Source organism: Acidimicrobiales bacterium, assembly GCA_041394185.1.
Classification (GTDB): Bacteria; Actinomycetota; Acidimicrobiia; order Acidimicrobiales; family Poriferisodalaceae; genus JAAETH01.
In genome coordinates this window covers 268,888-291,363 of record JAWKIQ010000004.1, presented here as the reverse complement: position 1 = coordinate 291,363, position 22,476 = coordinate 268,888, and the positions used below count along the sequence as shown (strand labels likewise).

General features: G+C 65.9%; 15 protein-coding genes. 5 read left to right on the top strand and 10 right to left on the bottom strand.

Annotation, left to right across the window (positions count from 1 at the left end; translation table 11 throughout):
* Nucleotides 1-39 precede the first annotated feature (39 nt).
* From R2770_19205 to R2770_19180, 6 genes are read right to left on the bottom strand one after another with little or no spacing between them, the layout of a single operon-like run.
* Nucleotides 40-1,329, bottom strand: coding sequence for an APC family permease (locus tag R2770_19205; GenBank protein ID MEZ5282591.1), 1,290 nt, complete (start codon nt 1,327-1,329; stop codon nt 40-42).
* Nucleotides 1,319-5,098: a hydantoinase B/oxoprolinase family protein gene (locus R2770_19200; protein ID MEZ5282590.1), complete on the bottom strand. Its 3,780-nt coding sequence runs from the start codon at nt 5,096-5,098 to the stop codon at nt 1,319-1,321. Before R2770_19200 ends, R2770_19205 begins: the two co-directional genes overlap by 11 nt.
* Nucleotides 5,099-5,148: 50 nt before the next feature.
* Nucleotides 5,149-5,958: an SDR family NAD(P)-dependent oxidoreductase gene (locus R2770_19195; protein ID MEZ5282589.1), complete on the bottom strand. Its 810-nt coding sequence runs from the start codon at nt 5,956-5,958 to the stop codon at nt 5,149-5,151.
* Complete coding sequence (locus R2770_19190; protein ID MEZ5282588.1) at nt 5,955-7,622, bottom strand: thiamine pyrophosphate-binding protein; 1,668 nt, start codon at nt 7,620-7,622, stop codon at nt 5,955-5,957. The genes R2770_19195 and R2770_19190 overlap by 4 nt, the downstream gene beginning before the upstream one ends.
* On the bottom strand, nt 7,622-8,812 hold the full coding sequence (locus R2770_19185) for an FAD-binding oxidoreductase (protein MEZ5282587.1): 1,191 nt from the start codon (nt 8,810-8,812) through the stop codon (nt 7,622-7,624). Before R2770_19185 ends, R2770_19190 begins: the two co-directional genes overlap by 1 nt.
* Nucleotides 8,813-8,849: 37 nt before the next feature.
* Nucleotides 8,850-9,578 (bottom strand): SDR family oxidoreductase, encoded by a 729-nt coding sequence (locus R2770_19180; GenBank protein MEZ5282586.1) that lies wholly within the window; start codon nt 9,576-9,578, stop codon nt 8,850-8,852.
* Nucleotides 9,579-9,653: 75 nt separating this feature from the next.
* On the opposite strand from R2770_19180, the gene R2770_19175 reads away from it, so the two are divergent.
* Genes R2770_19175 through purU form a run of 4 tightly spaced genes read left to right on the top strand, consistent with a single transcriptional unit; the run spans nt 9,654 to nt 14,090 of the window.
* Nucleotides 9,654-10,574 (top strand): LysR family transcriptional regulator, encoded by a 921-nt coding sequence (locus tag R2770_19175; GenBank protein ID MEZ5282585.1) that lies wholly within the window; start codon nt 9,654-9,656, stop codon nt 10,572-10,574.
* On the top strand, nt 10,571-11,812 hold the full coding sequence (locus tag R2770_19170; GenBank protein MEZ5282584.1) for an MFS transporter: 1,242 nt from the start codon (nt 10,571-10,573) through the stop codon (nt 11,810-11,812). Before R2770_19175 ends, R2770_19170 begins: the two co-directional genes overlap by 4 nt.
* Nucleotides 11,813-11,855: 43 nt before the next feature.
* Entirely contained in the window at nt 11,856-13,211 is a 1,356-nt protein-coding gene (locus tag R2770_19165; GenBank protein MEZ5282583.1) for a DUF222 domain-containing protein, read from the top strand.
* Nucleotides 13,212-13,235: 24 nt separating this feature from the next.
* Nucleotides 13,236-14,090, top strand: coding sequence for a formyltetrahydrofolate deformylase (gene purU / locus R2770_19160; GenBank protein ID MEZ5282582.1), 855 nt, complete (start codon nt 13,236-13,238; stop codon nt 14,088-14,090).
* A gap of 22 nt (nt 14,091-14,112) precedes the next feature.
* Here the strand turns inward: purU and R2770_19155 are convergent, their stop codons facing one another.
* Nucleotides 14,113-14,772 carry a nitroreductase family protein gene (locus R2770_19155; protein ID MEZ5282581.1) on the bottom strand — a complete coding sequence of 220 codons (660 nt, stop codon included), beginning with the start codon at nt 14,770-14,772 and terminating at the stop codon, nt 14,113-14,115.
* Nucleotides 14,773-14,776: 4 nt separating this feature from the next.
* On the bottom strand, nt 14,777-16,234 hold the full coding sequence (locus tag R2770_19150; protein ID MEZ5282580.1) for a 4-hydroxyphenylacetate 3-hydroxylase N-terminal domain-containing protein: 1,458 nt from the start codon (nt 16,232-16,234) through the stop codon (nt 14,777-14,779).
* A gap of 106 nt (nt 16,235-16,340) precedes the next feature.
* Between R2770_19150 and R2770_19145 the strand changes: the two genes are divergently transcribed.
* On the top strand, nt 16,341-18,641 hold the full coding sequence (locus R2770_19145; protein MEZ5282579.1) for an arylsulfatase: 2,301 nt from the start codon (nt 16,341-16,343) through the stop codon (nt 18,639-18,641).
* Between the two features lie 36 nt (nt 18,642-18,677).
* Here the strand turns inward: R2770_19145 and R2770_19140 are convergent, their stop codons facing one another.
* Nucleotides 18,678-19,757 carry an LLM class flavin-dependent oxidoreductase gene (locus R2770_19140; GenBank protein ID MEZ5282578.1) on the bottom strand — a complete coding sequence of 360 codons (1,080 nt, stop codon included), beginning with the start codon at nt 19,755-19,757 and terminating at the stop codon, nt 18,678-18,680.
* 16 nt (nt 19,758-19,773) lie between these two features.
* Nucleotides 19,774-22,443, bottom strand: a complete 2,670-nt coding sequence (locus R2770_19135) for a carboxypeptidase-like regulatory domain-containing protein (protein MEZ5282577.1) — start codon at nt 22,441-22,443, stop codon at nt 19,774-19,776.
* Between the last annotated feature and the right edge of the window lie 33 nt (nt 22,444-22,476).

Genomic DNA, 22,476 nt, shown 5'->3' with positions numbered 1-22,476 from the left:
ATCTGAACAGTCGGCAGTGTGCGCTCGCAGGTGAGGAGATCAGGGCAAGAGGGTCTTCGTCTTGCCCGAGTAGCTGCGGTAGGCGGCCTCGATCAGGAACGAAACGCCAACCAGGCCGCCTGCCAAGAGCACCGACACGATGCTGTCTTGGGAGGCCTGAATCAGCAGCGCAACGATGGCGACGGCGCAACCGACGGCACCGAGCATCGGAAACCACAGCGCCTCGTCGCCGTCGCGCAGGCGGATGTGGGCCAGGTTGACAGCTCCGAACACGATCAGGAACCCGACGCTGCCCACGGTCGAGATGCTGCTGAGATCGACCGTGTTGGCTATGACCAGCGTCAGGGCACTGGTTATCAGCAGTCCTTCGGCGACCCCACCGCGCATCCGCTGCGAGAACGGTTCGGGCAGCTCGCCCGACTTGGCGACGCTGAAGGTGAGGCGGGTGGCGCCGTACAGGGTGGCGTTGATCGCGGATGCGGTCGACAACACCGCCGCCACGCCTATGACCGTGAAACCGAACTGGCCGAACCGGGGCCGGGCCGCCTCGGCCAGCGCGAAGTCGGCCGCCGACTGGATCTCCGACAGCGACAACACACCCACCGTCACCACTGCGACCAACACGTACAGCACCGTCACACTCAGGACCGAGATACCAAAGGCCTTCGGCAACACCTGGCCGGGGTCGGACATGTCCTCGGCCGAGTTGGCGATCAGCTCGAAACCCTCGTAGGCGACGAAGATCAGCATTCCCCCACCCACGATGGCCAGCGGCGAAGCCCATTCGCTGGGCGCAAGACGCCCGGGCTGCACAACCGTGAGACCCGCGGCGACGAACACGACCAGGATCGTGATCTTGATGAGCACGATCCACTCCTCGGCGCGTCCCACCGCAGCGGCGCTGGCCGCGTTCAGCGCGGTGAGCCCGATGACCGAGCCGCTGAGGGCCGCGTTGAAGGCCCAGCCGGGCGGATTGCCCGGCAACAGGGTCACGAAATAGCTGCCGAACGCCGACGCGTACAACGACAGCATGATCACGTAGCTGAGCCACAACAAGACGTTGAGGCCCCCGCTCAGAAGCCCACCGCCGAATGCCTCGTTGAGATAGACGATGGTGCCTCCCCTACTGGGGAACCTGACCGCCAGCTTGGCGTAAGAGGTGGCGGTCAGCCCGGCGACCACTCCAGCCAGCAGGAACGCCAGTGGCGCGGCGCTCTGAGTCAGCTCGACCGACAAACCGAGCACCGCGAAGATGCCGCCTCCGACCATGCCGCCAACGCCGATGGAGACCGCTCCCCACAGCCCCATCGCGTCCGAATCAGACGACATAACCCTGCAGAGAGTCGTTGGCCGACAGCGCCGGATCTCGCTGGGCCGGGTCGCCGAACCCGCCGCCGCCTGGCAGCTCGAGCACGACGCGACGCTCGGCAGGAATCAGCTGTTTGCCCTTTGAGCGGAAAGGCGAACCATCGTCCAGGTACACACGGCCGGGTGCTCCGTTGCCGCCACCGTGTCTTCCCCTGGCCGGGTGATCGACCCGATCGAACATCGCCGAGAACACGAGCTGGTAACCGTCGGTGGCCCCTATCTCGATGACCTGTCCCAGGCCGCCCCGCATGCGTCCGGCTCCGCCACTGTTCTCGCGGATCTCCTTGCGCCAGATGATGATGGGCCCGACCTGCTCGGTGGCTTCGGTGCTCATCGTCATCACCCCCGACGGGAACGCGGTTGCCGTGAGCCCGTCGAGGCCGGGCCGGGCCCCGCTGCCCCCGCTGTTGAACATCAGCAACTCGACCGGGGGACGCGGCGCACCCTCGGGGTCGGCGGCGCGGGCGCTGGCCTGGAAGTTCCACAGTGCGCCGGCGCCCTCGGCGGGAACCCGCTCAGGAAGCACCTGGGCCAGCGCACCCAGGCACAAGTCGGTGACGAAGTGGCCGATGATGTGGCGAACAGCGACCGGATCTGGGTGGGTTGCGTTGAGGATGACCCCGTCGGGCGCCGACACGGTGAATGGCGCCAGCGACGCATGGTTGTTGGGCAATTCCGGCGCCAGGGCCACGATCATGCCGTAGGTGAAATAGGCCTCCGCATAAACGAGGGGGACGTTGATGCCGTAGCGGCTGGTGGGCGAAGTGCCGGCGAAATCGGCGTGCATTCCGTCGGGCCCGACGTCGAGGGTCACCTCCAGGCGCACCGGTTCGTCGTAGCCATCCACCGTCATCTGGTTGCGACAGGTTCCGGCGGGGACCTCGGCCAACGCGGCCCGCACCGCCTGGTGGGTGCGGTCGAAGATGAACTCGGTCAGCTCTGCGAGGTCGGCCATTTCGAACTCGTCGAGCATCTCCAGCAGGCGCCGCCGGCCCGTCTCGTTCGACGCGGCCAGACCGTGGATGTCGCCCACCACCTGGTCTGCCTCGCGCACGTTGTTGCGAACGATGTTGACCAGGTCGCGGTTCAGCTCCCCACGATGCGCCCACTTCATGATCGGGATGCGGATGCCCTCCTCGTACACCTCGGCAGCGTCGGGGCCGTACCCACGCCCGCCGACATCGACCACGTGTGAGGTCGAAGCGAAGAAGCCGATCAACCGGTCGCCCCTGAACACCGGGGTGGTGACGGTGATGTCGTGCAGGTGGCCGGTGCCCTTCCACGGGTCGTTGGTTATGTACACGTCGCCGTCGAACATGGCGTCGCGGCCGATGTCGTCGATGAAGTGACCCACCGAGGCCGCCATGGTGTTGACGTGTCCGGGGGTGCCCGTGACCGCCTGGGCCACGAGCCTGCCCTGGGCGTCGAACACCCCGGCCGACAGGTCGCCCGCCTCACGAACCGACGTCGAGAACGAGGTGCGCACCAGTGTCTTGGCCTGCTCCTCGACTATGGCGATGAGGCGATTCCACATGATCTGGCTGCCGATCAGGTCGGTCCCAGACGATCGGCTGCTGGCCCCGTGCGCGCCGTCGTGGACTCCGGAGCGCCTGGTGACGCGCAGGGTTCCGTCGCCCTGCACCACGGCTACGTGGTGGGCGGCCAGCACGGTGGTGGTCTGTGTCTCGACGACGATGGCGGGGCCGATCACCGTCGAGCCCGCCTGCAGGTCGCCTCTTTGCACCACGGCCGCGTCGACCATCTGTCCCGCCACAGGGTCGTATACCCGACGGGTCTTATCGACCGCCACCGGCTCGGCGGCGTCGTGGGTTTGGGCTGCTTCGACCGCACCGACCACCGACGCGACCCTCACCGCCCAGCTGACCGCCTCTACCGCCAAGCCGTCTATGGCACGGCCGAAGAAGCGCTCGTAGGTCTTCTCGAACTCGGTCACCAACGCGTCGGCCGCCACCGAATCGAAGCGGCCGTCGGGCACGGCCACGGGTATCTCCCAACCCTGGCCGCGATAGCGCATCGACACCTGACGTTCGACGACCACGGAGGCGTCGGTGCCCTTGCGCACGAACGAATGCGCCTCGGCCTCCAGTTCGCCGAGCACCCGCCCAGCCGAAGCCACGTCGAAATCGTCGCTCGATGTATAGAAGCTGCGCACCGCCTCATAGCTGAACGGCGCCAGCAGAAACCCGATGGCCGACCCCACACCAGCGCCGGTGGGCACCAGCAGTTCGTCGATGCCCAGCTTGTCCATCAACCTCGCCGCGTGCAGAGGCGCTCCGCCACCGAACGCAATCATCGAATAGCGCGACATGTCCTTGCCGTTCTCGACCGCATGGACACGCGCCGCGTTGGTCATGTTCTCGTCGACCATCTCTATGACACCCACCGCCGCTGTTCGCGAGTCGATGCCCAGAGGCGCCGCGACGTCGGCCGTCAGCGCATCTGCCGCAGCCGCAGGTGACAGGTCGATGCCCGATGCACCGAACGTCGAAGGGTGCAGACGTCCGAGTTCGACGTTGGCATCGGTGACGGTCGGCCGCCTGCCGCCCAGGCCGTAGGCTGCCGGCCCTGGCTCTGACCCCGCCGAATGAGGCCCCACCCGAATCTGGCCCAGGGTGTCTACCGAGGCGATCGACCCGCCGCCCGCCCCGATCTCGATCATCTCGATGACCGGGATCGATATGGGCATGCCGCTGCCCTTCTTGAAACGAGCGGTGCGGTCCACCTCGAACGACTTGGCGGTCTGGGGAACCGAGTCTTCGATCAGGGCGATCTTGGCGGTGGTGCCGCCCATGTCGAACGAAACGATTCGGTCGAGTCCGTGCTTGGCGGCCAGGTGGGCGGCAAATATCGCACCACCGGCGGGGCCCGATTCGACCAGGCGCACCGGAAAGGCTGCGGCCGTGTCGACGCTGATCAGCCCACCGCCCGAATGGATCAGATACACAGGGCACCGGACGCCGCGGTCGCGCAGACCCAGTTCGAGGCGCCTCAAGTACGACGCCATCAGCGGCTGCACGTAGGCGTTGGCGCAAACGGTGTTGAAGCGCTCGTACTCGCGCATCTGGGGCGAGACCTCGCAGCTGATCGAAACCGAGATGTCGGGCGCAGCCTGCTGCAACATCTCTCGGAACCGACGCTCGTTGTCGCCGTTTCGGTAGCTGTGGATGAAACCGACCGCGACCGACTCATAACCACCCGCGACGATGTCGGCGACGACCTGTCCGGCCCCGACCTCATCGAAGGGCACCAGCACCTCGCCGCGTGCGTTGACCCGCTCGGCGACCACGAACCGGTCGCGCCGCTCTATCAGCGGCTTGGGCAGAACGATGTTGATGTCGTATTGCTCGAACCGACCCTCGGTGCGCGTCTCGATGACGTCACGAAAGCCCTTGGTGGTAACCAGCGCGGTGCGCGCACCTCGCCTCTCGATGAGAGCGTTGGTGGCAAGCGTCGTGCCGTGGATCACCTGCTCGACCGAGGTCAGGTCGACCCCGTGCTGGGCTGCCAGCGCCTCGATACCGGCCAGGATTCCCCTCTCGGGGGCGTCATGAGTGGTCAGCACCTTGGTCGACAGATACACACCATCGCGTTCGACCACCACATCTGTGAACGTCCCACCAACGTCCACCCCAATTCGCGACGCCGCCGCGCTCACAGGGTGTTCTGGTTCGCCTTCTGGTCGGCCTGCGGCCTCCTCCGTGCGGCTCACAGGGTGCTCTGGTTCGCCTTCTGGTCGGCCTGCGGCCTCCTCCGTGCGGCTCACAGGGTGCTCACATCGGGGAAGTCCTTCGGCGGCATGATGTCGACCGTCGCCGAACGTTGTTGGGCCAACATCCCTCCATCGACCCGGATGATGTCGCCGGTTATATAGGCCGCATCGTCGGACGCCAGGAACAACGCCGCGCCGGTCATGTCAAAGGGCTCGCCGATGCGTTCCAGGGGCACGTTCTCGCCGCGCAGCTTGCGCTGTTCCAGAGGCAGGCCGCTGGTGTCGATGGAGCCCGGCATCAGGGCGTTCACACGTATGTTGTAGGGCCCCAGGTCGAGCGCCATGGCCCTGGTGAGCGCCTCGATGCCGCCCTTGGTGGCGTCGTATGCGGTGAAAGCCCGATGGGCTCTGGTTGCGCCACCCGAACTCATGTTGATGATGCATCCCCCGCCCTGCTTGGCCATGATGCGAGCCGCGGGGTGCGAGACCAGGAAGTGGCCTGTGAGGTTCACGTCGATGATGCGACGCCACCAAGCCTCGTCGGCCTCGAAGAAGTGCAGCATCGGCTCGACGATGCCGGCGTTGTTGACCACCACGTCGATTCGCCCGTAGGCGTCCATGACCGCTTCGATCATGGCGCCGACCGACGCCGAGTCCGACACGTCGGCCGGCGTCGATACCACCGGCGCACCGCCTTCGGCGATGGCCGCGACCGTGTCGGCCAAGCGATCTTCGGACAGATCGTTGACCGCCAGCTTGGAGCCGACCGAGGCGAACCTCTCGGCGATGGCGCGGCCTATCCCCTTGCCTGCACCGGTGACTAGCACGACCTTGTCGACGAGCGATGGGTGTGTGGTCATTGGCTGTCTCCTTGGATCTGACTGAGGGTCGTGTTGTGGGCGATCAGGTCGGGGTCTACCCGCACCTCTATCAGCGCCGGACGGTTCGCCGCCAGCGCCCGCTCGAAAGCCGGCGCGAATTCACGGGTAGACATGACCAGCTCGGAGTGGGCTCCGTAGGCGGTGGCCAGCATGGCGAAATCTGGGTTGTGCAATGTGGTCGCAACCACCCGGTTGGGATAGCGGCGCTCTTGATGCATACGGATGGTGCCGAGCATCGAGTTGTTGACCACGATCACCACGATGGCGGCGTTGTACTGCACGGCGGTGGCCAGCTCTTGACCGTTCATCATGAAACAGCCATCGCCGGCCACGGCCACCACGGTGCGCTCGGGGTGGGCCAGCTTTGCGGCAACGGCCGCAGGGGTGCCGTAACCCATGGCACCGTTGGTGGGTGCCAACTGGGTGCCGAATCGGTGGAACCGGTGAAACCTGTGCACCCAGCCCGTGTAGTTGCCCGCCCCGTTGCACACGATGGCATCGGGTTCGAGGCGCCCGGCCAGCCAGCCGAAGACCTCGCCCAGCTGCACGTCGCCCCCGACCTCGAATGGGGTGTTCCAGTCGACGAACTCGCCGTGGGCCCGATGGGTCTCGGCCGCCCATTTCGGCTGGCCTGCAGGGGTGGTCCGGGCCAGCTCCGCTACGAAGGCTGTCGGCGACGCGTTGATGGCCAGGGCCGGGAAGTACACACTGCCCAACTCCTCGGCATCGGCGTGCACGTGCACGATCTGTTGCCTGGGCCTGGGAATGTCGACAAGCGAATAGCCGCGCGTGGTGAACTCGCCCAGGCGAGCACCGACCACCAGCAACAGATCGGCGTCCTTCACCCGCTGGGTCAGCGCCGGGCTGATGGCTATGCCCAGGTCGCCCGCATAGCTGGGATGGTCGTTGTCGATGTAGTCCTGGCACCGAAACGAGGTAGCCACCGGCACGTCCCAAGCGCTAGCGAACCTCTCCAGGTCGAGCCGAGCCTGTTCGCCCCACGGCTTGCCGCCCACCACTACCAGCGGCCTGGCCGACGAAGACAGGGCCTCGACAGCGCGTACCACGTCGCCTGCAGCAGGGTGGGTGGCCACCGGCTGCCACGCGGGAAGGTCGGCGACCGCAGCCGTGTCGGCCAGCATGTCCTCAGGCACCGCCAGCACCACCGGGCCCGGGCGGCCCGAGGTGGCGGTTGCGAAGGCCCTGTTGACCAACTCGGGTATCCGCGACGGATCGTCTATCTGGGCCACCCACTTGGTCACCTGACCGAACATCTGGCGATAGTCGATCTCCTGAAACGCCTCGCGACCGAGGTGTCCGCGCGCGACCTGGCCGACGAACATGATCAGCGGAGTCGAGTCCTGGCGAGCCATGTGCAACCCACCGCTGGCGTTGGCGGCGCCGGGCCCGCGGGTGACGAAACAGATACCAGGGCGGCCGGTCAGCTTGCCGTGGGCGTCTGCCATGTAGGCAGCACCACCCTCGTTGCGGGCGACGCAGACGTCGATGCTCGGCGTGTCGTACATCGCGTCGAGCGCGTCGAGGTAGCTCTCGCCAGGCACGCAGAAGACCCGATCGACGTGGTTGGCGACCAATGCGTCGACCAGGATGCGGCCGCCGCTTCGGGGCTCGACCACCGGCATCAGATCACCAGGGTCTCGAGGAACGGGGTGCCCGTTTCGATGCGTCGATACCCCAGCGGGGCGAGGTCGAGGGTCTCATAACGGCCGTAGGTGATCAGCTCCGATATGGCTCGCCCCACCGCTGGGCTCTGCTGAAGTCCGTGACCGCTGAACCCGTTGCAGAACAAGAAGTTCTCGACCTCGGTGTGGGGGCCTACCACGGCGTTGTGGTCAAGGGTGTTGAAGGCATAGTGACCACACCACGAGTTGACCACCTTCACCGCTTCGAAGGCCGGAATTCGCTGCGCGAGCAGAGGCCAGATGATCTCTTCGAACTGGTCTCGCCACACGGTGAAGTCGTCGAAGTCGGCGTCGGGGTCTGGCTGGGGTTCCAGGGTGCACAGGTAGAACTGGCCCTCTGGTCTGACGAACAGACCCGTGGGGTCGATCACCGCCGGAGCCGGGTCGGGCAGGCGGGTGCGGGAGTCGAACACGAACATGTAGCGCTTGCGGGGCACCACGGGCACATCGAGACCGGCCATGGCACAAACCAGCCTGGCCCGAGGACCGGCGGCGTTCACCAGGGTTCGGCACCGAACCGTGGCGCCCGACGCCAACCGCACGGCATCGATCCTGTCGTGATCGCGGACCAGGCCCACGACCTCGTCGGTTGCGTAGACGGCGCCGTTCGAACGGGCCTTTTGCCTGAATCCCTGCATCAGGCCGTAGCTGTCGAACCAGCCCTCGCCGGTCTCGCCCAGCGAGCCCGCCGCGATTCCATCGGTGTTGATCCACGGCCAGCGTTGGGCGATGCGCTCTGGCGTCAGCAGCGAGATATCCGAGCCCAGGGAGGTCTGGGTGTTCCAGTTGGCGACCAAGGTGTCCTTGCGCTCCTCGTCGATGAGGAACAGATACCCGTTCTCGTGGAACGACAAGTCGGGTGCCTCACCATCGACCGAACAGTGATCGGCGAACGACTTGATGAACTCGCTTCCGAACTGGCTGATCTTGACGTTGATCTCGTTGGAGAACTGATGCCTGATGGCGCTTCCGGACAGGGTGGTGGACGAACGCTGATAGCTGGCGTCGCGTTCGACGACCAACACAGACCCGTCGAAGTCTGGGTTCGAGGTCAGGAAATGGGCGACCGAACTGCCCATGACCGCACCGCCCACTATGACCACGTCGTATTCGGCCTGCAGCTCTGTCATGGATGGTCCCCGTTCTCGACCGTACTCAGTTCGACACTCACACGATCACCCCCGCCCCGCTGATCACGACGTTCTCGCCGACGATGCTGACATTGGCATCGCTGCCGAGGTACGCAACCAGGTCTGCGACCTCACCGGGCTCGATCGGTTTGCGGGTCGGGAGGCCGGCGACCATCGGCTCGTACCAGTCGGTTTGTTTGGCGGCCTCGGTGGCCATAGGCCCGGGCGCCACCGAGTTCACGACGATGCCCATCGGGGCCACCTCGAGCGCCAACGATCGGGTGAGGCTGACAACCGCCGCCTTCGTCGCTGCATAGTGGGCGTTGTCTGGATGGGCTTTGAATGCGTCGATCGACGACACGTTGACGATGTGTCCCGAACCCTGCCCGCGCATGACGGCGATCGCCTCGATCATCATGAAGTAGGTGCCAAGCACGTTGACGTCGAAGACGAAGCGCCAATCGTCGGTCCCGATGTCGAGCACCGGCTTGCGGGGGTAGACACCGGCCGAGTTCACCAACAGGTCCACCCGGCCCCACCCGGCGACGGCGGCGCCGATGACCTCTGCACAAGCCGAGCGGCTCGTGATGTCGGCCGCTACCGATCGCGCAGTGCCGCCGATCGCTTCGATTTCGGCGACGGCAGCGGCCAGGGCGTCGGTGTCGTTGTCGACCATCAACACCGCAATGCCATCGCGGCAAAAGCGCTCTGTGCATGCTCGCCCCAGACCCCGCGCCGCGCCGGTGACAACCGCAACCCTGACCATTCCGGAAGATTATTCCCAACCTATGCATCGTGCTAGGTTGTGTTTCTTCGAAGTTATACAGGGTTTGGTTATCCCTTGAATCTCCAGCCGATCAACTTCACGTTGTCCCAGCTCGAATACTTCCTGGCGGCCTTCGAGAGGGGTTCGTTCACCTCGGCAGCCGAGGCTCTGGGGGTTTCTCAGCCCGCCGTCGCCGAACAGATACAACGGCTCGAGCGCGCGGTCGGGCAAGAGCTTTTCATCCGCCAGGCACGCGGAGTGCGCCCAACCCTTGCAGCCATCGAATTCGAGGCCCACGCCCGCAGGGTCATCGATTCGTCCAAACTCGCTGCAGCCGCCATCTCGTCCTCGTCCGACCCGGACCAGGCCAGGGTTGCGTTCGGCACCTTCGGGTGGCCGCACCAATATGGCATCGAAGAGCTCATCGCCCGATTCTTCGAAGATCACCCTGGGGCGAACCTGCGCATAGAGGCCCGAAACAGCTCGGCCACCGCGCAGGCCGTGCGCTCGGGCAACCTCGATGCAGCGGTGGTGGCCCTACCCATCAACGAGGTCGGCCTGACGGTGACGCCCATCGCCACCAGCGAGGTGTTCTACGTCTCGGCCGAGCCAGCTCACACCACCAGGCCCGCCACCATCGATGACGTGGCTGAGCGCGCGTTCATTCTGTACGAGGCGTCTTCGGGCAATGCAGACCCGACCAGAACCCAGCTGAGCACCAGGGCCCAGACCGCCGGCCTTCGCATCGAACCACGAATCGAGGTCGACGCGGCCGAGACCGCCCTGGCCCTCGCCGCCCGGGGTCTCGGAGACACCTACGCGCCGTCGGTGCTCGTTTCTTCGCTGGACAGCCGGCTGAGCGCCGTGCCGTTCGACCCCCCACTGCACGACACGTTTGCGCTCATCACCCGCTCCGGAGCCCGGCTGTCACCACCGGTCTCGGACTTCATCGACCGGATCACGTCTCACCTGATCCAACGGATAGGCGGTCGATGACACCGGCCGATCAGCCATACCGGTCGCCGGCCCGAGAACTGCTGCCCTACCAGATCATCTTCGGGCTGGTCTCGGCGTCCATCGCGGGCATCGTCACGGTCATGGGCGAGCTGCGCGACCAGCTCGGGTTCTCGGAGGGCGGGGTCGGAATCGTCGTTGCCGCGGGGTTTCTCGCCTCGTTCTGCGCCCAGGTCGGCTTCGCCCACCACGCCGATCGTGGCCATGCCAGAACCATGGCAACAGTCGGGTTGGCGATCACTGCCGCGGCGCTGTTGACGATGGTGTTCGTCGACCAGCTCGGCTGGTGGATGGTGGCCCGCGCCGCACTGGGGTTCGGCGGAGGCATAGCGATTCCGGGCATCCGACGGGCTGCGACGGTTCTCGACCCCGAGCGGGTCGGCGAGAACCTGGGGCGGCTGGTCGTCGGCGAGATCGTCGGCTTCATGGTCGGCCCCATCGCGGCTGCGGCTCTGGCCGAGATCGGGGGCTTGAGACTGCCCTTCCTGGTGTTCGGCCTGGCTGTGGCAGGGCTGGCGCCGATGGCGCTGCGACTCCCGGCCGACCGCGGGGCCATCGACACCCAGCAGCGCCGATCATCGTTCGACCTGCTGAAGATCAGGCGCCTCCAGGGCGCTCTGCTGTTCGTCGCCAGCTACTTCCTGACCATCGGAGCCTTCGAGTCCGTCATCCCACTGATGTTCAGCGACCGGGGCGGAACGACCTTCCAGACCGGCATCGCCTTCACGGTGCTGGCGGCGCCCATAGCGATAGTCAGCCCGATGGCTGGTCGCACCGCAGATCGAGTTGGCCCACCGCTGGTGGCGACGGTCGGCATCAGCGTGGTGGCCGTGTCGACGATGTTCTACGGATTCGTCCCCGGGGTGTTCGGCCCGGCCGCGGTCATGGCGGTTGCCGGTTTCGCCGAGGGCTTCGGGTTCGTGGCGGCCCAGATCGCCGTGTCGCGCTCGGTCCCCGAGGTTCGCCAGGCAGCCGCCCTGGGGCTCATGGGCGCCGTCGAGGTCTTGAGTGCCGGCCTGTCTTCGTTCCCGGCGGCCGCCCTGTATGGCGAGGTCGGCGAAGACCTGACCTGGATCGTCGTCGGGGTGTCGTCGCTGAGTTTGGTGGCGCTGGCACGGCTTCGGCTGCGCGGCACAGCGCCGGTCAACGAGGGTGGCGCCGACCTGCGCTGGACACCCATCGATCGCCACCCCGAGCCAGAAATCCCCGACGAACCCTGAGCTGGTGTTGTTGGTCGAACATATGTTCGATACAATGCCGGATGTGGTGGAGAGAACAAACGCACAGGCGGCTGGGGCCAGACTCGTCGGAGTCCACGTGCTGGCCGAGAGCGACCTCGAGTTGCTCCAGTTGAGCGAGGTCGAGCAGAGGCTCGGCGCGTGCCGCAGGGCGCGGGCCAGGCTCGGTGGCTACGAGGCCACACTCACTCGCGTCGTCGAACGTCTGCGCCAACACCAGGGGCCCGACCTCTCCGACCCCGAACCCGAGCCAGATGCCGACAGCGAGCCGCCCGCGCCTGCAACCGAGCCCGACACCAAGCCCGATGCCGACAGCAAGCCGGATGCCGACAGCGAGCCGCCAGCGCCCGAGCCTTCAACCCGCGAACGCATCGAGACCCAGAAGCGTGCAGCGCTGCTGTCCAGGTTCCCGTTCGTCGCTGCCGCCCTCGACGCGGGGCTGATCAACATCGAACAGGCCGACCTGCTGACCCAGTGCGATCTGCCCGAGGCCGTTGTCGCTCGGCTGCTCGACGAGGCAATCGCCTGCGGTTCGGCCGATACGACAAGGCAGCTGATCCGCCGGGCCCAGCGCGAACACGACGAGCTGGAGCCAGAGGCCCGCCACGAACGACAGCGCCGCCTGCGAGTCGCCGGCTGGGGCATCGACGACGACGGGTGCTACTGGTTCTACCTGAAGACCGACCCGGTCACCGGCAGCCAGATAGCCGACAAACTCGAGGCCGCCAACCGCAGCCAATGGCATCGGAACGACAAATCACAGTCGGCGCCAGGGGCGCGCCGCAAGCGTTACGGCATGCACGACAACGATTCTCGAAGTCCGGGTCAGCGCCGGGCCGATGCCTTCGCCGACCTGCTCCTCAACCCGGGTAAGTCGAAGAAGTCTGCAGCTCACCTGGTGCTCGATTCGTCTGGTGCACGCACGACGGGCGGCGATCCGGTTCCGGTCGCTCGGTGGTTCGAGCTGCTGGCCAACAAGGCCGAGCTGTTCGTCTGGATGGTCGATTGCGAAACCCATCGGCTCGATCTCGGACGCAGCAGCCGCCATGCCAATGAGGTCCAGCGGCTCGCTCTGGCGATTCGCGATGGATTCTGCATTTGGGACGGCTGCGGCCGCTCGGCCGCAGGGTGCGACGCACATCACCTCATCGAGTGGGAGGACGGTGGCCTCACGGATCTGGCCAACCTGGCCCTGCTCTGCCCGTTCCATCACCAGCGTCTGCACCAGATGGGTTGTCGATTGAAGGTGGGCGAGGCGCCGGGCGAGTGGATGTTGGTCCAGCGACACACCAACCGGCTCGTCGACCGATGGACCAACCCGCTGCCCTCGGGTGCCACTAAATCGCAGACCCAGTACTCCCCCGCGGCTGCTGGCGGCTAGAGCCAACTACCCTCGCCCGTACCCATGACCGACCACATCCTCACCCTCATCTGCGACGACAAGCCGGGCCTGGTGCATGCCGTGACCGGCGGGCTGCTCGACGTCCACGGCAACATCGTCGAGAACGCCCAATTCACCGACCCAGACACCAACACGTTCTGCATGCGCACCATCGTCGCGACGCCCGGAGACGACTCCGCAGCCATTCACGCCGCCGTCGATCGGCGCATCGGCGACATTGCCGGCGACGGAGCCCAGCTGCGGGTCAGGCCGCGGGCCCAGCGTCCGCGCGTGCTCATCATGGTGTCCAAGTTCGACCACTGCCTCGTCGATCTGCTGTATCGCTGGCGTGCCGGGATGCTCGACGTAGACATCCCGCTGGTGGTGTCCAACCACCCCGACTGCCGCCCCGCTGTCGACCGCTATGGCATCGAGTTCGTGCACCTGCCGGTCACCAACGACACGAAGCCGACCCAAGAGGCCCAGATTCGCGAACTGGTCGAGGCCCACCGCATCGACCTGGTGGTGCTGGCGCGCTATATGCAGATTCTCTCCGACGATCTGTGTGCGTTTCTCGACGGACGAGCCATCAACATCCACCACTCGTTCCTGCCCGGGTTCAAGGGCGCCAAGCCCTATCACCAGGCCCACGCTCGAGGGGTCAAGCTGGTCGGAGCCACCGCCCACTTCGTCACTGCCGACCTCGACGAGGGCCCCATCATCGAGCAAGAGGTGGCAAGGGTGAACCACACCCATACCGCCGGTCAGCTGGTCGAGCTGGGCCAAGACATCGAGCGCCTGGTGTTGTCGCGGGCGGTCAAGGCCTGGGCCGAAGACCGCATCATGCGCGTCGCCGACAAAACGGTGGTGTTCCCGTGACCCCACACCAAGGGGTGTGCCGCTACCAGGGCGGGCTCTGGCCCCACCGGTTCCAGTTGGTGGTGACACTGCTGGGCAAACGCTGAGTGGTGCCAAAGGCTCCCCTCGGGTAGCCCAGCGGCACACAGCAGTGGAACCTGACATCGGCAGGCACATCGAACATCTCGTGCACCCGGCTCATCACCGACGGATGCAGCGTGGTCAGAACCGAGCCGATGCCCAGGGCCCTGGCCGCCAGCATCATGTTCTGCACTGCCGGGAACACAGAGTTGCCGGGGGCACCCGTCGACCAGAACAACACCACAACCGGCGCGTCGACCATCTCGGAGGCCAGCAGAGCCGGCATCACATAGGGCGAGTCGACGGGCAGCTCTTGATCGGGCTCCCACCCGTAGGCGTCGGCACGTTTTGCCCACCACGCCTCGTGATACAGCGCACCGAATCGTCTGATCAGTTCGCGGTCGCGTATCACCAGCGGCCGCACCGGCTGGATGTTGGCACCCGTCGGAGCCTTGGTGGCCGCGTCCAGCACCAGCCTCAGCTGTTGATCTGAGATGGGTCGCTGCGGGTCGAATCTGCGGATGGCCCTCTGGGTGAACATGGCCTCGCCCAACGCCATGGACAGCTCTGCGGGCGGGTCCAGCCTGACAGGGGCGGTTTCGGACTGTTCGTCGGAATTCACCAGCTCAGCTTCGCGCCAGCGCAAGCATCTCGTCGACCAGGGCGGCCGGCCGTTGGCGATCTGACAGCGCCAGGTGCAACGTCTGACGGTTGCGCGTCGCCGAGGTCAGATAGAAGCGCTCGTACAGGAACCCGCGGCCGGCGAGGCCAGATCCGATGAAATCCCAGGCCAGGCGGAACACTGCCGACCGTTCGTCGGCGGCCACATCGTTGGCGCCGAACAGGGTCTCGTCGATAAGGGGGCGATCGCCCGGGTTATCGAACTGCGACGCACTGGGTGTGGTCAACAGATTGTGGCTGCCTATCAGGGTCATGATCTCTTGAACGCGGGGCATCCAGGTGGCCAGAAGGGCACGCATGGGGTCGAGGCAGCGCCCATTGGGAAACCACATGCCGTCGCGCTCGCGCTCCCAACCCTGCTCGATCGACAGCTCGACGGCATTGCGGGTCGTCTGCACGTAGCAGGCGATCTCGCCCAACATGTCGTTGGTCGCAGGCGAGTGGTCACCGATGATCTCGGCCATGCGTGTGGCCAGCCCATAGGCGAACTCGAGCTTGGTGAGAGCGCGAATCGTCGACTGGGTGGTCATGTGGATTGCGTACTGGGTCTGGCGAATCGAGTTGTAGATGTCGACGTCTCCGTCGATCAGCACCCGATCCCACGGCACCAGCACATCGTCGAAAACGCAGAACGCGTCCTGTTCGTCGTAGCGAGCCGAGATCGGCTTGTCGTGGCGCTGCGACCAGGGCGCCGAGAAGCTGTCGCGGCACCAGAACTTGAGCCCCGGCGTGTCCAGCGGAATGACGAACGACACGGCGTAGTCGTCGGCCCCGGGAGGCAGCGGCAGTGCGGGGTACACAGCCTGCTCGTCTGCGAACGGTGCCAGAGTCGCCAACACCCTGGCACCACGAACGATGATGCCGTCGGGTGTCTCGCCGACCTTTCGCACCGTCACCTTGTTGTCGAGGATCTTGGCGTCGGTGCGCTTGTCGTTGTTGGGTTGGATGATCGTGTGGGTCAACGCGATGTCGTCGCCGGCCAGTCGGCGCCGCAGATCGACGATGTTGGCGGCGCCCCGTTCGTTGCGGTTGTCTTCGCCGGCCCACACCCACGGTGCGGCACAAAACGCCGAGAACTTCATGTTCATGTAGTCGGGCGTGCGCCCCATGATTCCCATGGAACCCTCGGTCAGCTTCACCAGCCCGCGGTGACGTACGAACAGGTCTTCCTTCGACCTGGGCACCATGTGGCTGACGCTGACCGGCTCGTCGAGGTCGGGGTCGTGCACCAAGCACAGGTCGGCGTGATCGTTCTGCCTGTCGAAGTAGGCGGCCAGCGACCGGGCTGCGCCGCTGAGCTTGGGGTGGGCCGCCACATCGTCGACGCGTTCGCCCTCGACCCAGATCTCGCGACCTCGGTCGGCCAGCCCTTCCAGGTATTGCGCGCCTGTCCTAGCCCCCATCCCAAGTCCTTCCAGAGTTGGCGTGTTTCTGTAGTGATCACTACAGCGAACAGCGTAGCCGAGGCTCGATTGAAGACCGAAGTGGGCGGCTGGTTATGGTCGGCCCATGAGCGACTCTGGACACCAGGACACCAACCCGATGCCGGGCGCCGAAGACTTCGGTGGGGTCATAGGACGGCTGCGCGAAGACTCCCAACCGTGGTGGCCCGAGGCCCCTGACCTCGAGGGCAAGCCCAACGTCGTCGTGATCTTGTTCGACGACGCCGGCTTCTCGCATTTCGGCTGTTTCGGCTCGACCATCGACACCCCCAACATCGATCGCCTGGCCGCAGGTGGCCTGCGATACACCAACTTCCACACCACCGCCCTGTGTTCGCCCACACGCGCCGCCCTGCTGACAGGTCGCAATCACCACACCGTGGGGATGAGGGCGATCTCGAACTTCGACACCGGATTCCCACACATGCGTGGCCGCATCAGCCACAACGCGGCCACCATGGCAGAGCTGCTGGGCGACGCCGGCTACGCCACCTTCGCTGTTGGCAAGTGGCACCTCTGCCCGATGACCGAAGCGTCACCGGCCGGCCCGTTCGACGACTGGCCACTCGGTCGCGGGTTCGACCGCTTCTATGGGTTCCTGCAGGGCGAGACCGACCAGTTCTATCCCGAGCTGACCTACGACAACCACGCCATCGATCCGCCGGCCACTCCCGAAGAGGGCTACCACCTCTCCGAGGACCTCACCGATCACGCAATCCAGTTCATTCGCGAGTCCAAGTCGATCCGGCCCGATCGCCCGTTCTTCACCTACCTGGCGTGGGGCGCCACGCATTCGCCTCACCAGGCGCCACAGGCCTACCTCGACAAGTATCGGGGCCGCTTCGACGACGGCTGGGACGAGGCCAGGGCGGCATGGTTCCAGCGCCAGCTCGACATGGGGATAGTGCCCGAGGGCACCGAGCTGGCACCTCGCAACCGAGGTGTCGAAGCCTGGGACGAAATGACCGACGCCCAGAGGGCTGTCGCCGCCAGGCTGCAGGAGGCATTTGCTGCGTTCCTCGACCACACCGACGCCCAGATCGGACGGTTGGTCGACTTCCTCGAAGCCATCGGGGAACTCGACAACACCATCCTGATCGTCACGTCTGACAACGGCGCCAGCCAGGAGGGCTTCGCCACAGGCGTCATCGACGAGATGAGGTTCTTCAACGGCTACCCCGAGGAGCCAGCCGAGAACCTGCTCGACCGTCTCGACACGGTCGGCGGCCCGCATTCGCACACCAACTATCCGTGGGGTTGGGCCCAGGCGGGTAACACCCCGCTGCGTTGGTACAAGCAGAACACCCACGGTGGCGGGGTTCGCGACCCGCTCGTGATCCACTGGCCCGAGCGCATCCGTGACGCCGGCGGCATACGTCGACAGTTCCACCACGTGGTCGACATTGCCCCGACCATCCTCGAACTGGTCGGGGTCGAGCAACCCGCAGTGTTCCGCGGTCGCCAGCAGCTACCCGTCGCCGGAACCTCGCTGGCGTACAGCTTCGACGACGCCGACGCCGCCTCCGACCGAGGGCCCCAATACTTCGAGATGTTCGGCCACCGTGGCATCGTCAACGACGGCTGGAAGGCGGTCACTTGGCACCGCCGCGGCAAGCCCTTCGACGAAGACCGCTGGGAGCTCTACAACCTCGCCGAAGACTTCTCCGAGTGCAACGACCTCGCCCAGTCCGAGCCCGACAAGCTGGCCGAGATGATCGAGCTGTGGTGGTCCGAGGCCGAGCGACTGGGCGTGTTGCCACTGGACGACGACGTCACCGGCTTGGCATTTCGCGACCGGCGCCCGGGTACGCCCCACGCGTCGAACCACTACCGGTTCTTCCCGCCGGTCGATCGGCTGTCGACAGAAGCGGCGCCAGCAATGGGTGGCCGCAGCTGGGTGATGAAGGCCGACATCGAACGTCCGAACGGAACCGAACAGGGCGTGTTGACCGCCTTCGGAACCTCGAACACCGGCTTCACCTGGTATTTGAAGGACGACCAGCTGGTGTTCGACTACAACCTGTTCGGCACCCACCACGTGGCCAGGGTCGCCATGCCCGGCGGAAACGAACCGGTCACGGTCGAGGCCCGCCTCGACCGCCACGACAACGGTGGCGAGCTCGTGTTGACCACACCGGCCGGCAGCTCAGAACCGGTTCACATCCCGTTCGTGCTGAGGTTCATAGCCATGTCGGGTATGGACATCGGCCGCGATGGATGCTCGGCGGTGTCTGGCGAGTACCAGGCGCCGTTCGCGTTCGAGGGGCTGTTCCATCAGCTCACCATCGACATCACCGACGACCTGAGCCCCGCCGAGATCGTCGCTCAAGACACTCAGAGAATCCGCCGCGAGCTGGCCCAGCAGTGACATCAATCGCCCAGTGACATCAATCGCCCAGTGACATCAACTGCGCAGTGCGGGTGCGACCTCGCTGGTGAACCGGGCGCTCGCCTCGGCCACCCGGGGGTCTCTCGATGACGCGCTGGTGCCGGTCACCACGAACTTGGTGAGCCCCAGCTCGACCAGTTCGCCCAGCCTGTCGGTGCAATACGACGGCGAGCCCATGATTGCGAACCGGTCCAGGAACTCGTCGGTCAGCAGGCGGGTCTGGTCGCCGTCTTCGCGGGCGTGACGGTTCATGTCGTAGGCCTGATGGATCGCGGTGAACACGTCGCTTTGGGTCTTGTCGGCCGGAGCGGCCACCTTTCCGTGCATCGCCGAGAAGCGGGCGAAGAGGCTGGCCGAGCCGAGACCCATCGTGCGCGCACTGGCAACGTCGGGGTCGCACACGACGGTCACGTAGGCACCGAACGCTACCGACTGCGGGTCGCGCCCCGACTGTTCTGCTGCGGCCCTCGCGGCGGCCACGCCCCAAGCGACTCGCTCTGGGTCGGCGCCCAGGGCGAACATCACCCGGTCTGTGTACCGGGCGGCCGATGCGATGACCCTGGGCCCGGTGGCGGCCACCTCGACGGGCACACGCGCCACCTTCTTGGCCCAGCGGATCTGACTGTCGTCGGGGGCGTGGGCGAGGTCGAGCTGGTCGACGGGCGCTGCGATGGAGTCGTCCATCGCCAGGTCGTCCATGTCGACCGGCTGGCCGTTCAGGTACGAGGTGACAGTTCGCAGATAGCGGTCGAACCACGCCACCCGCGCCGGAGATCGGCCGATGTGCGCCAGAGCCGAGTCTCCCCTTCCGATGCCCAGCACGAAACGTCCGCCCGACAGGCTCTGCACGGTGAACGCCGAGCTGGCGGTCACGGCCGGATGCCGGGTGACCACATTGGTGACACCGGTCATCAACCCCAGCGTGGTGGTTCCGGTAGCGGCCAGCGACAGGTAGACGTAGGGGTCGGCGGCGAGATTCTGGGAGTCGACCATCGACAGGCCATCCCAGCCCGCGGCCTCGAGCGTCGCCGCCGCCTCTGGCACCCGCTGCAGCGGTATGGCCGGTTCGGAGGTCCAGAACTCGATGGTCGCCATGAGCGTTTCCTGTGTTTCAGGCGGCGCTGATTCCGACAATGGGGCTTGTCAGCTCGACGTCGCCGAGGCTGCCGAGGAACGGCAGGTTGCTGAAGGTGAAGACGCCACCATCGCCTGCCACCAGAAGATAACCGTTGCCATAGGGCACCATCCCATTGATCGGCGAGACGAGCGACGTTCCTGGCGGCAGCACACCGGGCAGCGAGCCTCGGAACGGCGCATCGAACCCGAACACCCCGCCGTCGGCAGCGACGAACCAATAGCCGGTGCCGTCGGGGTCTGGCGTCATACCAACCACCGGCGCGTCCAACGTCACGCCGGGCAACACCTGGGGAATCGACCCTTTGAACCGAGCGTCGCCGAAGCTGAACAGCCCACCATCGCTGCCAACGAGGTAGTAGCCGAGGCCGGATGGGGTGGCGGCGGCATCGATGACCGGACCGTCCAGGACGAACGCGGACAGGTCTCCGAAGAAGCGCGCCGAACCGAAAGGCGAGACCCTTCCGCGGTCTGTGATGAGCCAGTAGCCCGAACCATCGGGGGACGCGGCCATGGTGGTGATGGCCTCTCCGGGCAGCAGCCACGACTGCTCGGCATTGCCCAGGTGTTCGGCGTCGCCGAAGGCATGGACGACACCGTTCGACTGAACAACCCAATAGCCACCGCCGCCTGGCTTCAGCACTATCGCCGTTGCGTCGACCATCGGCGTGTCGCCGAAGTCGACCGTGTCGCCGAACACATAGACCTCGCCATCGCGGGTGACCACGGCGTAACCCACCGAACGGTCGACCACCGGAACCGTGGTCGAGGTCGACGAGGTAGGTGCCGTGACGCCGGTGGTGGTGGTCGTGGTTGTAGTCGTGGTCGTCGGGACCGTTGTTGTGGTGGTGGTCGTCGTCGTTGTTGTTGTCGTAGGGGCCGTTGTCGTCGGGGCCGTTGTCGTCGGGGTTGTTGTCGACGTCGTCGATGCTGTTGTCGTCGTGGTCGCCGGCACCGTGGTGGTCGTGGTCGTCACGGGCGTGCACGTCGCGGGCAACAGACCTCCGAAGGCGTTCGAGTCGACACCCGCCCTCTCTGGCAACACTGGAGTACCGGCGTCGATGGCCACCACAGCCGACGCACCACCCGCGCTGAGGCCAACGGCAAACTGCCGATCCCATGAGCCGTCGGCACTGACCGTTACCGACCCAGGCGCAGTCGGGGCCGCCGAGGCCACGGCCAGCGCCCCCTCGTCAACGGTCAACCCGGTAGAGCAGCCGTTGACAGGCGATACAGCGACGGTGCTGGAGATGTTGCCGAAGTCGCGGCCACTCACCAGTGGCGGGTCGAGATAAAGGGCCTCGGCACCTGCGCCGTAAAGCAGCGAGAACGAAGACAACGTGGAAGTGCTGTCGACCACGAGTTGGTCGCCCTTGGGCCCCTGGGATCGGTAGACATCACATCCGACCGCAAGGGAGCAGGTGATCGCAGGGCCTCCGATCGGTGCCAGGGTGGCGATGTCTTCGGATGAGGGACGCAACGAGCGATGCAGATCGATGATGGCCATTCCATCGTGGTTGAAGACCTCGATCACCGAACCGGCCGTGGTCCAGCCGGCCTTGTTCTCGCCCGCGCCGTTCACGACGTTCACGCCGGCACCAACAGCACCATCGGGCACGTAACCGGTAACGGGCCGCGCCGCGGTTGGCGCCACCCGGGCCCCGGTCGCCGCATACCAGCGGCCGTAGGGCAGAACGACTTCGACGACGGGGTGCCTCTGGCCTGCGGGCCAATAGCCGCCCGTCAGTCCTCGCCCGGCGTGGCTTCCAGCCGCGAGATCCGAGCGCTCCGATGGCGGGAACACAGCGACCAAACCGGTTGCGCTCGGTGACTCGACGACGAACTCGCCCGAAGTGTTGGTTGCCACGAAATCGAGATCGAAGCCCACTAGAGACGAAGCGACGGTCACCGTCGCCCCGGCCACCGGGTTTCCGTTGGGGTCGACCACCCGACCGCGCACGGTCGGCCGTGATGCCACCAACAGACTCTCGGGGTGGGTGTAGCTGGTGCCAGAAGGCACTGAAGGCAATGTGTGGTGAGTGGCGCTCGACGATCCGGCCAGCGAGATGGTGGGTTGAAACGGCGCCGGATAGACCTTCGCCCTGTACCAACCATCACCCTCGGCGACCACGCCGTTGCCGGTCGAACCGCCGAACCGCGACGGCGAAACAGTCACTGAAAGTGGTGATACGACACCTCCGTCGGCTTCCGACACCGCCCTGAAGCGCACCTCTGCGGGTGGGGTCATCTCGATTCGAACCACGGTCTCTGCGTTGGGAGCCACCGTCGCGGTGACCATCTCGCCGAGCACGTTGTTTCCGCCGTCGATCCGACCCGAGTCGTCGTTGCCATAGAAGTCGAATACGGCGAAGAAGGTGTGCTGCCCGGCTTCCAGGCCCGAGATCGGCGACGACAAGTCCGAATAGCTTTCCTGCACGAATCCAGGGTTTCCGAGAACCACGTCGACCACTGTGGCGGCCAGCGGCGCCCCGGTTACCGCATCGACCACCTCGAAGCGGACCGACCCGGTCTCGGCCGCCTGTGCTGTTGGCACAGCCACCAGCACCGAGACGAACAAAGCGACCACGAAGCCGACCAGAGCCGTTGACGACACCGGCCGGCGGACCTTTGGAGACACCACCGACATGAGGCGACAAGCTACCACTCTGTGTGGCAGCCA